Below are 14,505 nucleotides of genomic sequence, written 5' to 3'. Positions count from 1 at the left end.
TGCGAAGGGGAATGTGGGAGAGTTAGCAGGTTCATAGGCATAAAATTTGACGTATGGGGGATGAAAGCCTGATACGTCTTGATAATGTGCAGCTTAAAACGGGCTACACGTGTGATGTTTTGTTTCGTGATTTGGAGAAGAGTGGCATGCAACTATTCAATCTGGATTGGGTGAAACGTAATATCGTATTGACCAATGCTTCATTATTAACTCAATGTACTGTCATTAGCAGAAACGCCGATTTTACTCGCCATGTGAAGGAATTGATTGGAGCGAAGGGAATTGATGTTGTTGGTATTGATCTTGGCGCAAATCCTGCTTCTCAAATTGACTCAATAGGGAACACGGACACCCTGATCTATTTAGCTAGTCACGAGAAATTCTTGAACGCTGCGGATATTGCGGCGCATGAATTACGTGAGTTCGAAAGTTTACGTCTTATCGCTAACAGAATTGCTGAGCGCCATCACGAAGCAAAACCGCAACTTTGGGTCCTGACCCAAGGTGTACAGGTGTCTGGCGAGCAATTTAATACGGTAGGTTTGTCTGGCAGTGGTTTATGGGGATTAGGCCGGGTTATTGCGAAAGAGTATCCCGCTATTGAAGTTGGCTTGATTGATTTGCCGGTTAAACAGGTTGGCGATGAAGAGATAGCATCGGTTCTTGCTGTCATGACAACTAAGCATGAACAGAGAGAGTTTCTCATTCGCGATCACTGTACTTGGCAGCGTCAGGTTGGGCCGTTAGTGGTTAGCCAAGAACAGGCGGAGATAAAACAGAATGCAAACTATCTTATCACCGGCGGATTTGGCGATACTGGGCGTATGCTGGCCGAGAGGCTGTTTGCGGCCGGGGCAAGACACGTCACGTTGATGGGGCGCTCCGCTCCGCCGGCTAATTTCATCACTGAGTTTGAGCAGCGAAAAGCACAAGGTTGCAATCTCCATTTTTTCCAAGGTGATGTAGCCGATATTGAAGACGTCAAAGCGGTGTTGCGACGTATTGATAGAACAGGTCACCCTTTACGGGGGATCTACCACTTGGCAAGCGTTGTTGAAGATGCTCTGCTTACCACGTTAAACAGCCGTTCGGTTGAAAAAGTTTTCCGCTCGAAAATAGCGGGAGTCTGGAACCTGCATCTGGCAACTCAAGAGTTAAGTCTGGATAGATTCATTACACTTTCTTCACTATCAGAGATTATTGGCGTTGCAGGTCAGGGGGCATGTGCTGCCGCGAATGCATTCGTGGATGCTTTGATGAGATATCGGGTTGCGATTGGGTTACCAGGTACGGCGATTGCTTGGGAGCCTGGGGGTGATATTAAAAATATCATGGATACCGTCATCAGAGCGGATATTCCCCATTATGCCGGGTTGATTGCTGGAAACTTTAGTCAGGTTGCTCTGGAGCGGATGATTTACCAGCAAGAGCCGGTGAATGATATAGAGTCGGCGGCTTTCGGTTCTACGCAAAGCGATGATGCTATGGTCACGCCTGAGAAACCTTCCCATGAGGAGCAACGGCAGGCAATGACTGAAATAGTGATAGAAGAGCTGAAAAAATTGGTTGCAGGAGGAAATGTGACTGCCGACACGAAGTTGAGTGAGATTGATATGGACTCCATGTCAGCGGTTACGATTGCTCAGCGGTTGCGTGGGATCATTGGGAAATTAGTCCCCATGTCGGTCTTTTTTGACGACTGTAGCATTTCTGAGCTGGTTGAAAAGCTGAAACGCTATTTCTGACGAGCCGTTGGCTGATGGAGTAACACCAAGCACAAACTTTGCCCTCTCTGTAACGAGGCTGGCTTAGCTAGAGGGTGGGGATACTGTTTAAGTATTTATGGAGCTTGACACGTTATGTATAAAAATTGCCCACAGACTGGTGATGAAGAATTGCTGTCCATGCAGCAAAGAGCTTTATGGTTCATTGACAATTATACCCCTGGCGATTCCAAATATAATATTTCCATGGCATTCCGTATTCACGGATCGTTTCAAATCGATGCTTTTCGCTATGCGGTCAACCGGCTCGTTTCCAAGAATGCCATCCTGAGAAACACTTTCGTTAATGTGAATGGCGAGCCAAGGTTGGTCATTAACGAACACTTACCGCCGGTATTGGAGGTTTTCGATGCAACGAACTTGAGCCAGGAGGCGCTTGAAGATGCAGTGCAGAACTTTCATTCCATCCCTTTTCAATTAGAAAAAGCGTCGTGTCTGCGTTTCGGTATCTACGTGGTCAGTGCGGAAGAATACGTTTTACATATGTGTGTTCACCATATTGTGTCGGATTTTACTTCAATGGGGCTGATGTGGGATCAGCTTGAACACTATTATCTGGCTGAACTTGGCGAAGATGACGATTCTTGGTTACCTCCCGCTGAGGATTTCAAGGATTATGCAGTCAAAGAGCAAGAGTATTACCAAAGCGAAGCGGCGGAAGAATCGAAAGCTTATTGGAGTGAATGTTTAAAGCAGCCGCCAGCCGTGTTGCAATGGGATAGTTTTTGGCGCAAAGGCCCTAATGACAAGTCATCCATTCTGTTTAGTATTGGTGAAGAGACAACCAAAAAAATCAAGCGGCTTGCTTCAAAAATAGGTGGATCGGTCTTTACGGTCATGTTGGCCGCATGGAGTGCTTACATTGCCAGAGAGACAAAAGCTGCCGATATCGTTATGGGGGTGCCGGTATCAATGCGTCACTCGGTTCATCAGCACATTATCGGCTGCTTGTTTAATACGTTGCCCATACGTTTATCCGTCGGACAGACATTTCACCACTTTCTATTGGCAGCGAAGGAGCAATTGTTATCGGCTCTTGATAATCGAAATTTTTGTCTCAGCCAAATTGTCGAACACCTGGCTGTGGAACGATATGATGATCGTAACCCATTATTTCAGGCTGCGGTGAATATGCTAGGGCAGGTGGGGCAATCGCGTTGGGTAGCGCTGGAGATGGCTGATGATTCTGTTCAGGCATCATGGGCGCGACGGACTATTTCCCCATTCAGGGTTTGTCAGCAGGAAGGCTTGCTTGATATTGAACTGTTGTTTTTGGATGCAGGTTCCTACTTAAGATGCGAGTTTAAAGCGGATAAACATTTTTTCTCGCATTTAGGCCTGCGGATATTTGCAGAGCGCTTCAAACAGGCGATTGAAATGCTGATCGCAGACCCTGATGAAGAGATTAATACTTTGTTGGCGCCCAAATCAGAGGATTACAATCTGCCATCTGGTCCGCTTAATTCTGGTGTTCTCCCGGAAGTGTCAAACCAAACCCTCGTTTCGCTTTTTGATCAACGGGTGACGCAACAAGCGGCGTCAGTAGCGATTCGTTATAGCGCCGATACATTAACTTATTTGGATTTGCAGCGTTGGTCGTTGGAGGTCGCTGTTCAGCTTATCCAAAATGGAGTTGTGCCCGGCGATCGCGTCGGGATTGCATTGTTGCCTTCACTGGAAGCGGTGGTGGCTATGCTTGGTATTATGCGTGCGGGCGCGGGATACGTACCGTTAGATCCCCGGTTGCCGCAGAACCGTCTGGCGCAGATTGTCGAGCAATCAGAGATGAAGCTTATCGTTGTTAACGCTGATGTTGACCCAGATAACGAGTGTAAAGCTAAGCTGATGACCATTGCGGCTACAGAATCCTCTCTGGCGTCAGGGCCTGTTGATCACGGTACATTTGATCATGCTACGTTTAATCATTGCACGCCCGCTTCGATTGCATACAGTGTTTTCACTTCGGGTTCCACCGGGATTCCCAAAGGCATTGATGTTGAACACAGCAGCGTTGTTTCCTGTTTTAAGGCAATGGACGAATATTTGTCCCCCGCGTCAGGCGAGGTGTGGACTTGGTTCCATGCAGCCAGTTTTGATTTATCTGTGTGGGAGATTTGGGGCGCTCTGTGTTCTGGCGGGGTTTTAGTCATTGTGCCCGATGATATACGCAACCAACCTGACAAATTGCTGGATCTTATCGCGGCAGAGCAGGTAACGATTATCACCCAGACGCCATCCAGTTTGAAAAGCCTGTTATCTGAGTTTCAGGCGCGGCCAAGGTCTTATGCGATAAAGCATTGGGTAATTTGTGGCGAAGCGCTACTCAGCGCCACGATTCGGCCCTATTTGAATACGCGGTGGACATTGTGGAATATGTATGGCCCGGCAGAGGCAACAATTTACACCACCGTGGAGAAAGTAACGGAAGAGCTGACTGACTACAATGTGATCCCCATTGGTAAACCGTTAAATTTCGCAACGGTCTACCTGTTAAATCCTGCGGGGCAAACACCTCCGATAGGTGAGATTGGCGAAATTTACATTGGCGGTCGTGGCGTTGCCCGTGGTTATGTTGGTCTTGAACAGTTAACTAATCAGTGTTTCATTGCTGATCCCTATATTCATCATGGACGTATCTATAAAACCGGTGATTTAGCCTATTGGGATGGGGAACGAATCCATTTTTGCGGCCGTGTGGATGACCAGGTAAAAGTTTCGGGTTATCGAATTGAAATTGCTGAAATTGAGGATTGTCTCAATCGCCATCATGCTATTGCGGACGCTGCCGTTATTATTGAATCTCACGAAGGGCTTGATCGTTTAGTCGCCATATTCGTACCTGTCAGTAAGGATAGCCTTCCCGACGAATCCGCTATTCGCGATCATCTCAGAGCTTATCTCCCCACCTACATGTTACCTGGCAGGATTATGCTGGCTGATGAATTGCCGCGTAATGCTCACAACAAAATCGACAGAAGAACATTAAATGGCTTGATTAAAGCGGGGCAATTGACCGATATCAGTTCGTTGAGACTGGCGCCTGTGTTACCTGCTGATTCGATTTTCGCTGAAATTTCGAGAATTTGGTGTGAAGTGTTGGGAAGAGCAACCGTCGGGCTGGATGATGCATTTTTTAATATTGGCGGTACTTCATTGGCACTGACGCAAATCCATGCACAGCTCGTGCAATTACCGGGATGTGACACTTTAGCCCTTTCAGACTTATTCCGTTTTCCAACTATTCGAAAGTTAGCTAATTATTTTTTAAGCCCTCTGCAACCGATAACACCGGTAGACGTTGCGGATAAATCAACCCAAACGCGACGTCAGAAAACGTTGAATGCAAGAAAAGCGTTGAAGGAGAAACAAACTCATTTGCTAAAAGGGGAACAAGATGTCTGATAATGCGATTGCCATCATTGGCGTAACTTGTCGGTTACCTGTGGCGAATAGCTTGGATGCGCTGTGGGAGAATCTTGTTGCAGGCCGAATACTTGCTAAAAGATATAGTCAGGAAGAGCTGATTCGCCTTGGGGTAGCACGGCATATATTCACGGCAAAAAATTATGTTCCTGTCGATGCGTGTTTACCGGATATTGATCTGTTTGACCCGGATCTCTTTTCAATCAGCCAGCGAGAAGCTGAATTGCTCGATCCTCAACATCGAATGCTGCTTGAATGCGCATGGGAACTGGCCGAAGTGACGGGTTATGGTAATCCTTTCCGGCGCCCGCGTATCGGGGTTTTTACCGGCAGTTCGATGAATACTTATTTGCCTAATGTCATTAAATCTGAGTGTGATCTGGTTTCATTAATGGGGACAGAGCTCATGCTGACTAATGATAAGGATTATCTCCCGGCACGGATTTCATACAAACTCGGTTTTGACGGGCCAAGTGTGGCCGTCTTGACCGGCTGTTCGACATCCCTGACAGCAGTACATATGGCGATACAAAGCCTCTTGCTTGGTGAATGCGAGATTGCTTTCGCTGGTGGTGTTTCTGTGTATGCCTATTCTCGACCGGGTTATTTTTATCAGAACGATATGATCTTCTCAGAGGATGGCTATTGTAGACCGTTCGATGAGAAGGCATCAGGGACTTTCTTTGGCGATGGGGCGGGGTTGGTGGCGCTACGGCCATTGGATGAAGCGATTAGCAATGGGGATACCATCCATGCGGTGATCCTCGGTTCAGCGGCAAATAATGATGGTTCAGCGCGGGCTGGCTTTGCGGCGCCGGGGGTAGATGGGCAACGAAAACTCATTTTGGATGCTCAGGCGTTCGCCGGGATTGGGCCGGATGAATTAGGGATGATCGAGGCGCATGGTACCGCAACGCCGCTTGGGGATTCAGTAGAATATGCCGCGCTTTGTCAGGCTTTCCGCCAGAATACGGATCGTGAGAGATTTTGTGCGTTGGGATCGATCAAGGCTAACGTGGGGCATTTAGCGGCAGCGGCTGGCGTTGCCGGATTAGCCAAAACGATCATGGCGCTCAAGACCGGTACCATTGCGCCGCATCCGACTTTCAGCAGGGCCAACTCTGCTATGAATCTTGAGCGAAGTCCTTTCATTATCAACACCACTCCCATCAACTGGCCGGTGAAAGGGCCACGACGGGCAGGAGTGAGCTCTTTTGGCGCCGGCGGCAGCAATGTTCACATGATTTTGGAGCAAGCGCCGGTACGAAGGTCAGGTAAAAATAGCATTGGCTGGCGAGCCATTCCGTTAGGGGGACGCAATGCTGATGCCTTGAACACATTGAGTACTAATTTGGCAAAAATGCTGGAGGCTAAACCCGATACACATATTGATGAAGTGGCTTTTACTTATGCGGAAGGTCGTGCAGCTCAGCCATATCGAGCCTGTTTGTATGCTAAAGATGTGAAAATGTTGATTGATGGTATCAGAAATGCGGATTTCACCGTCACTGCACAAATCTCTGAACCGCAACGTCTGGTGATGGCGCTCGGTCCTGCTATTCGATCCGCTTTATCAATGCAGATGCCTGGCTATTGGCAAGAAGTGGATAGGTTGCTTGCTGAATTGCCGACCGATATTTCCCATAGCATCGGTAAAATCGATATCACTGAAATGACAGAAAATAATGGCAATAAGGGAGAAATTGCCAATCTTGTGGCGATAATCGCGGCGATCAATTGTTGGCGGAAGATGATCTCGACGCCAATATTCATCATATCCGATAGTCGTTATGACCTTGCTGTTGCTTGCTCGCTAGGTATGCTGACACTGCCTGAAATCGTTGATAAGTTGCTAGGAAATGTGACACCGCATTTTGCTGAGCGTGGTAATTTCGCTGAGTGTGGTATAGCTTTACCCGGAAGTTTTTGGTCTAAACATCACGGCATGATTGATGGCAATAATGTAAAGGCGATGTTAATTAATGGAGATTTTCCGAGCTTACCGCAACACAATGAAGTCATATCAGCAAATGATGTGATATTAGTTTTGGACTATTCGTCTGATAGTTTCTCTGCAATCGTTGCAAACCCTGAAAACATTATTCGTTTGGATGTTGTTTATGAAGAGCACGATCCGGTTTTGGTCAAACTGGTCGGCAAGCTCTGGCAACGTGGTTTGGTAATAGATTGGTCGATATTGCGGGATGGGGAAATTGTTCAACGTATTCCACTACCGGTTCAACCTTTGCAACGTCGGCGCTGCTGGTACACAGATTCGACATTAACCGAGTACAAACCAGAACCTCATACTGGTCAGCCGATAGCAAACTCTGAAACTTCTGACCAGTCAGTCGGCGTTTATGTTGAACGTTGGAAGCGAACACAGCGCTTGTCCCCGGTATCATCATCGGCGGCTAAGCGTAACTGGCTGATTTTCTACGATAACAGCGGTAAAGAAATTTGCCCGATCGCGGATGTACTGCGTGAACTGGGGCAAAACGTGTTTGAAGTGCATGAAAATTGTGTCCTTTCTCCCCATAAAACAGCTTTCCATAAAACAGCTTTCGATGATACAGCGTTTATCATCGACGTTAATGATCCCGTCAGTGTTCAGCGTTTGATGCTAAGGTTGAAGGAGCAACAAGCGCATACACCAGATCATATCCTCTTTATTTTGGGTGATATCCCGTCAGCGGATAACGTGCCGGTAGAGGAAGATCGATTCCCATTTACGCTATTTAATTGGGTAAAAGCGTTTTCCCAAATGGGAAATAGGGCCATATCGTTAACCTTGATCGGTCCCGGTTTTGTTGACGTGATGGGCAGCGAACCACGGAACATTGAACGGGCTACGGCGCTAGCATCCATTTCGGCGATCAGCCAGGAATTGCCGGGCATAATAATGAAAGTTATCGACATACCTGCTAAAGAGCTTAGCTGTCTTAATGATGCTCGATATATCGTGGCTGAGCTTTTCACTGCCCGTGATCAGAACACGGTTGCCATGCGTCAAGGTTGGCGTTGGGAACGCTATTTTGACGTTGTAAACCCAGTCGTTAGCGAAAATATTTCATCAGACATGATCTGTTTAGTGACCGGAGGATTAGGAACGGTTGGTTTTGGCATTGCACAATATCTGGTCACCAGGTTTAACGCGAAACTTATCCTGCTCGGCCAGACATCCAGAGATCTCACTCAGTCTGATACGTTGCAGAGCCAACGGATAGCGCAATTGCGCAATATGGGGGCGGATTTTGCCGTGATTACCGCTGATGTGACAGACAAAGCCCATGTGCTGGCGGAACTTGCCCGCGTGGAATCCAGACTGGGGGCAGCGAATTGTTTTATCCATGCCGCCGGGCTTTCTGGTCAGGCAGCGATCCGGTGGCTGCAAAATTCTGACCATCACGCTTGGGAAAAGTTGATGCAGCCAAAGTTAAAAGGGGCTGCTGTTTTGCATGAAATATTCGCCGATCGCCCGCTGAGGTTTGGCTGTTTTATCTCGTCTCTGTCAGTGTTCGCGGGGGGATTGGGGCTTGCGCCTTATGCTGCGGCAAACGAAGCTTGTGCTGCATTTGCTTCAACCCACCATTTGGATAAACCCTATTTCGCCATTGATTGGGATGGATGGGAAGGTTGGGATGAATCGAATAGCTTCAAATACAGCGTAAATCGTGCTCGCCCGTTACGTCATGCCGATGTCGTTAATGCGTTGGATATTATTTTCTCCACCTGCCATGCAGAGCCGCGTTTTGCCGTCTCCGCCTTACCTTTGAATGAGCGGTTGCATGATGTTGTGGAAAATTCACTGCCAGCGGATACGGCACAGCCGGCAATGGCATCTCCCTCGGCATCAAATAAATCCATTATCGATGATATGGCAGCCATTTGGAGCGGTGTACTGCGCTGCGCTGTTGATCATGAATCGAACTTTTTCGATTTAGGGGGAGATTCACTGGTCGGGGCTGAGTTGGTGAGACAAGTTAATGCTCATTTTAATGTTGCGGTATCTATGGTTGATCTTTTCGAATCGAGCACTGTGGCGTCTCTTACGATGCAAGTAGAGAAAAAACGATGCAAATAGAAAAAAAGCGTAATCAAGGCGGTGTGCTCTAGCGAAGATCAGCAAGACCAACATGTTCGGGAAAGAGAATTAACATGAAATCAAAAACACAAATGCATGATTCAACAGATATTGCGATTACCAGCATAGCTGGACGTTTTCCTAATGCGGATTCGAGTCAAGATCTTTGGGATGCGATCTTAGGGAAACGGGAACTGATTTCGAGTTATACCAATCAAGAACTTCATAGTCGGGGCATTGATGCGGACGAAGGCGGATGGCATTACGTTCCGCGTGGTGCGTACCTCAAAAATCCAGAGGCATTTGATTACAGCTATTTTCAAATAATGCCGAGAGAAGTTTCTAAAATGGACCCCCAGCAACGGATTTGTCTGGAGGTTTGCCATGAGGCCCTTGAACTGAGTGGTTATTCCAGCGGGGCAGACGCAGGGATCTGTTCAGTGTTTGTCGGTTCTCGTCGGAGTACCTGGCAGGCTGATGTATCGACGCTGAACCATTCTCCTGCCGACGCTATGCTGCTATTTGGCGGAAGTTCTGTAGATGCTTTGGCAACGCGTGTGGCGTATAAGCTCAACTGTTTAGGACCTGCTGTCAGTGTAGGCACTTTTTGTTCAGGTTCATTGGTTGCTGTGCACATGGCTTGCAACAGTTTGTTGTTAGGTGAAAGTGACATGGCGCTGGCAGGGGGCGTTTGCGTCAGGTATCCCGCTCATGTTGGCTATGTTTACCATGCAGGGGGAATATTGTCTCCGACAGGACGAGTTTGCGCATTCGACGAGAAAGCTGACGGTACGATTTTCTCTGATGCCGCCGCGTTTGTGGTATTACGCCGTCTGGAGGATGCTCTGCTTAATGGCGAGCCGATTTTAGCGGTTATCAAAGGATCGGCAATCAACAACGATGGGGCTGTCAAGGCGGGTTATAGCGCGCCGGGTATTTCTGGTCAGGAGCAAGTGATCCGTCGTGCGCTTGCGGCGGCTGATGTCCGAGCTGATCAAATTGGTTTGATTGAAGCGCATGGGACTGGCACACCCGTTGGTGATGGGATTGAATTACGGGCGCTAGGACGAGTATTTGCTGGCGTATCGGCCAGATCGTGTGCTTTAGGCTCGATTAAATCCAATCTTGGTCATGCTGATTGCGCATCAGGTATCGCCGGGCTGATAAAAGCTATCTATGCTGTCAATTCAGGCATTATTCCGCCATCAATGAATTGTGAATCTCCTTGTGCTGAACTGCGGGACCTTGAGTCCCCATTTTATGTGCCTGTTGAATCCAGAGATTGGGATAACGATAAGGCCGCGAGAATTGCTGGTGTTAGCTCGTTTGGGATCGGCGGCACCAATATTCATGTTGTCGTTGCCGAACCACCGGCGACAAAGCCTGACATGCCTTCCTTGGCGGCCGCACATCTGATCCCGCTGAGTGCGCGTACTGAGGCGGCATTAGCGCAAAAAATGTTGGATTTAGTGAAATATTTTGAACGGTACCCAGCAGCGAATATTGCTGATGTGGCATTTACTTTGCAGCGTGGACGACGACATTTACTCATACGCAAGGCGATTGTCGCGCGTGATATCCATGAACTGAAATTAGGCCTGCTAGATAAATCTTTGGTGGCAGCCCCTCAATTGAGTGAACTACAAGAGAGGTATATTTCGCCTGCTTCTGTCTGGCAGGCGGGGGGAAGTATCAATTGGGATATTTTTTACCAGAACGAATATCGTAAACGGCTCCCGCTTCCAACTTATCCATTTGAAAGAACGGCAATCTGAGCTGTAAAACCGGTAGAGATCGTCTTCATTTTGAGGAAAGTGAGGTTGATATGAGTGATATTGAAATTATTCAGAGAGAAATAATCTCTATTTTTGCAGAAACATTTGGTTTACCCAAAGAAGAGATAAAACTGGAAATACCGTTAGTTGAATTAGGCGCGGAATCACTTTTGTTATTCGAAGCATTGGAGCCTATCCATAAACGATTTGGTATAAAACTTTCAGTACGGCAATTTTTCGCAGAATTACAAACGGTTCGTCAACTCAGTGAATATATCTTGATGGCGAATAAAAACAGTATTACGACAGGTAAAAACGATATTACGGTAGATAAAAATAATGTTGTGGAAGATAACCATGCGGTAATTCGACCTCAACCGGTCTTGGCTGATCAAGAAAAAAGGCTTGATCAACCCGATACGCCAGATATTCCACCGGCTAAGAAAGAACGCTTTTTTCAATGGATGTCGAGAAGTGCGCTACCGATTGAATCTGAGGAGAGAAAAAAATATCTGGTTTCATTCATAGCTAAATATAACGAGCGAACGATTAAATCAAAAACGCATTCGGTAGCGGTACGTAAAAATATTGCGGATAGCCGTTCTGGGATTGGCTTTAAACCGTCCATAAAGGAGCTACTTTACCCGATTGTTTGCACCAAGTTTGCCGGGCCTATCGTCCAGGATATTGATGGTAATGATTACATTGATATGACGATGGGATTTGGCGCGCATCTGTTTGGTCATAGTCCACCCTTTGTAGTTAAAGCGCTCACTCAGCAAATAGACAATGGTTTTGGTTTGGGAACCCGGCATGAGATAGGCTTAGAAGTGGCTGAACTTATCAAAGAGATTACTGGCATGGATCGCGTTGCTTTTGTCAATAGTGGAACGGAAGCAGTGATGAATGCGGTTCGGGCCGCGCGGGCGCTTACTCGTCGTAATCATATTGTGCTTTTTTCTAGCAGTTATCACGGGCATTGGGATGCGGTACTGGCGAGAGCCAGTGAATATGATGAAGTTAATACGACAAAGCCTGTTTCAGTGGGCATACCTGAAAATATGGTTGCGGATGTTTCGGTGTTTGAGTTTGGTTCCAATGAAGCCATTGAGTTTCTCAAAACGAATAGCACTGATATCGCTGCGGTGTTGGTCGAGCCGGTACCCACTCGTGACCCAGGACTGAGCAATCCAGATTACTTGCGACGTTTGCGTCAAGTGACCAGAGAATTAGATATTCTGCTGATATTTGACGAAATTGTGACAGGTTTCAGAACCCATCCTGCCGGTATCCAAGGGTTATTCGGCATTGAAGCGGATATTGTGACTTATGGCAAAACGATAGGTGGTGGAATGCCATTGGGCGTCATTACCGGCAGGAAAAATATGCTGGATTCGATTGACGGTGGAAACTGGAATTTCAACGATGATAGCTTCCCCGCAGCGGAGCCGACATTCTTTGGCGGGACCTATTTTCAACATCCGCTTTGCATGGCCGCTGCGAAGGCCGCTTTGCTGGAGATTAAGAGGAGAGGACAATCTTTTACCAACGCATTGACTCGGCGTACTGAATGGTTTGTTTCACGTTTGAATCAATTGTTCTTAAGTCGTCGGGTTCCCATCGAAGTAAGATCGTTTTCCTCATTTTTTAGATTAGTCCATCGTGACAACATGGATTTGCTTTACTACAACCTGTTGATGAGAGGGGTTTATATCTGGGAATGGCGTTGTTGGTTTATCTCTGATGCACATGATGACACTCATCTGGAAAAAGTTTATTTGGCATTTGTAGATAGCTTGGATGAACTTGAGGAAAACAACCTGCTTCCTCGATATAGCTAGATCAAACTGGCCTATTGTGAGCGATAACCTATTGAATTATCAGGCATCCTATCCTCTGGCTGTGCTGAATTCGGTGCTCTGAAACGACGGCTCATAGTCTGTTGGGTAAAGAAAATTAAGGAGAGCGTTATGTCGTTGGCAAATAAAAGCGTTTTCATCGGTGGGCCGATCCAATCCGCAATTTACGATGGTGGTTTTCATGAAGAGTTGAGAATGACCATTCAATTGGCGGTTAAGACGGTAGAGGCACTGAACGGCAGGGTATTTTCGGCACATTTGACCGAGAAATTCGGCATTGATACACCCCATTATACGCCGGAGATGGTATCGAAACGGGATTTCCAATGGATGCAGCAGTGTGATTTTTTCATGCCTATTCTTCCGGTTCTTCAAGGTGATGAATTATTGCGTACTGACGGTACACATATTGAACTTGGTTGGGCTTCTGCTCTGAAACGGCCTGTCTTGTTGATCACTCAACTACCGATTGTGCGTGGCGGCAGTCATTTGTTGAAGGGATTGGAACACATTTGCAATTTGTCGAAATTGGATATTCACGATTTCCGTCGAAATCCGGGACAAATTAGCGATATTTTCAGGAATTTTGCAGTTGAGTAACTATTGAGCGTCTTTTTAGGATATACCGCCTCTCTATTAAATTGAAAGGCGGGTTAGATAGCAAGTTTGCTGGAATGGGTAATTTGTGGGGTTACGATGGAAAATCAAGTTGTTGAACCAACCTATGATGTTTTAGGTATGAAGATAAAAAACCCAATTATTGTTGGGTCGGGTCTGCTTTCTGATCAAGCTAAAAATATTCGCCAGTTCATCGCTCACGGCGCAGGGGCGGTCGTGACAAAAACGATTTACCCGCGCTCAGAAAAATTGCATACAGAAAAGACCTACTTGTTCAGTACAGGGATGTTGAACAATACGACGTATTCGAAGAAAAGCGTTGATTATTGGTTAACGCTTCTGCGCGAATTTAAGGAGGAACAGCTTCCGATAATAGTTTCTATCCATGCTGAATCGCCTGAGGCGTTAGCTTCATTGGCTGTTCGTATCTCGGAAGTCACTGATGCCCCTTTGGAGTTAGGTATTTCATGCTTGCATGCGGACGACTTCACGGAAGATACACCTGAACGTGTATTCAACTACACCAAAGCGGTGAAGGAGCGAACGGATACCCCTTTTGCAGTCAAACTCTCGCTTGGCGATAATTTGTATGGGCGTGTTCAAGCTGCGGTAGAAGGGGGGGCTGATGCGATAACGTTGAGCGATACCATTTCGGGAATTGCATTCGACACAGCGAATGGCGAAGCGCTGCTTAATGGGGTTTGCGGATACTCTGGACCGGGGATCAAACCAATGGTGCTTGCCGCTATTTATAACCTGCGTAAGCGAGGGGTGATGATTCCAATACTTGGATCGGGAGGTGTACAGGATGGTAATGATGTTCATGAATACATGCTGGCAGGGGCGAATACGGTGCAGGTTTATACTGCCCTGCATCGGCATATGTATAAAACATTGCAGCGCATTGTTCATGAATATACTCAAATCAAGACGTCAGAAAAAGTATGAGAAAAAGGGATAAC

At 46.9% G+C, this 14,505-nt stretch carries 7 protein-coding genes; all 7 read left to right on the top strand.

Annotated features, from left to right (window positions below; genetic code table 11):
- Positions 1-53 precede the first annotated feature (53 nt).
- Entirely contained in the window at positions 54-1,745 is a 1,692-nt protein-coding gene (locus TI10_RS07090) for a beta-ketoacyl reductase (protein ID WP_049582612.1), read from the top strand.
- 114 nt (positions 1,746-1,859) lie between these two features.
- The gene (locus TI10_RS07085; protein ID WP_049582611.1) at positions 1,860-5,186 is read left to right on the top strand and encodes a non-ribosomal peptide synthetase; all 3,327 of its coding nucleotides are present in this window, start codon (positions 1,860-1,862) and stop codon (positions 5,184-5,186) included.
- Positions 5,179-9,291 carry an SDR family NAD(P)-dependent oxidoreductase gene (locus TI10_RS07080; RefSeq protein ID WP_049582610.1) on the top strand — a complete coding sequence of 1,371 codons (4,113 nt, stop codon included), beginning with the start codon at positions 5,179-5,181 and terminating at the stop codon, positions 9,289-9,291. Before TI10_RS07085 ends, TI10_RS07080 begins: the two co-directional genes overlap by 8 nt.
- A gap of 74 nt (positions 9,292-9,365) precedes the next feature.
- The gene (locus TI10_RS07075) at positions 9,366-11,066 is read left to right on the top strand and encodes a beta-ketoacyl synthase N-terminal-like domain-containing protein (RefSeq protein ID WP_244161537.1); all 1,701 of its coding nucleotides are present in this window, start codon (positions 9,366-9,368) and stop codon (positions 11,064-11,066) included.
- 50 nt (positions 11,067-11,116) lie between these two features.
- Positions 11,117-12,907, top strand: coding sequence for an aminotransferase class III-fold pyridoxal phosphate-dependent enzyme (locus tag TI10_RS07070; protein ID WP_049582609.1), 1,791 nt, complete (start codon positions 11,117-11,119; stop codon positions 12,905-12,907).
- Positions 12,908-13,036: 129 nt separating this feature from the next.
- The gene (locus TI10_RS07065; protein WP_049582608.1) at positions 13,037-13,525 is read left to right on the top strand and encodes a hypothetical protein; all 489 of its coding nucleotides are present in this window, start codon (positions 13,037-13,039) and stop codon (positions 13,523-13,525) included.
- 96 nt (positions 13,526-13,621) lie between these two features.
- Positions 13,622-14,491 carry a beta/alpha barrel domain-containing protein gene (locus tag TI10_RS07060; protein WP_049582607.1) on the top strand — a complete coding sequence of 290 codons (870 nt, stop codon included), beginning with the start codon at positions 13,622-13,624 and terminating at the stop codon, positions 14,489-14,491.
- Positions 14,492-14,505 lie beyond the last annotated feature (14 nt).

Origin of the sequence: Photorhabdus luminescens subsp. luminescens, assembly GCF_001083805.1 — a bacterium.
Lineage (GTDB): Bacteria > Pseudomonadota > Gammaproteobacteria > Enterobacterales > Enterobacteriaceae > Photorhabdus > Photorhabdus luminescens.
Note: the sequence above shows the minus strand (reverse complement) of the source record. Positions and strands in the feature narration are given on the sequence as shown.

Bases quoted from the DNA above. Each gene is read 5' to 3' on its own strand.
- TI10_RS07090 (WP_049582612.1), top strand. From the start codon at position 54: ATGGGGGATGAAAGCCTGATACGTCTTGATAATGTGCAGCTTAAAACG.
- TI10_RS07085 (WP_049582611.1), top strand. From the start codon at position 1,860: ATGTATAAAAATTGCCCACAGACTGGTGATGAAGAATTGCTGTCCATG.
- TI10_RS07080 (WP_049582610.1), top strand. From the start codon at position 5,179: ATGTCTGATAATGCGATTGCCATCATTGGCGTAACTTGTCGGTTACCT.
- TI10_RS07075 (WP_244161537.1), top strand. From the start codon at position 9,366: ATGAAATCAAAAACACAAATGCATGATTCAACAGATATTGCGATTACC.
- TI10_RS07070 (WP_049582609.1), top strand. From the start codon at position 11,117: ATGAGTGATATTGAAATTATTCAGAGAGAAATAATCTCTATTTTTGCA.
- TI10_RS07065 (WP_049582608.1), top strand. From the start codon at position 13,037: ATGTCGTTGGCAAATAAAAGCGTTTTCATCGGTGGGCCGATCCAATCC.
- TI10_RS07060 (WP_049582607.1), top strand. From the start codon at position 13,622: ATGGAAAATCAAGTTGTTGAACCAACCTATGATGTTTTAGGTATGAAG.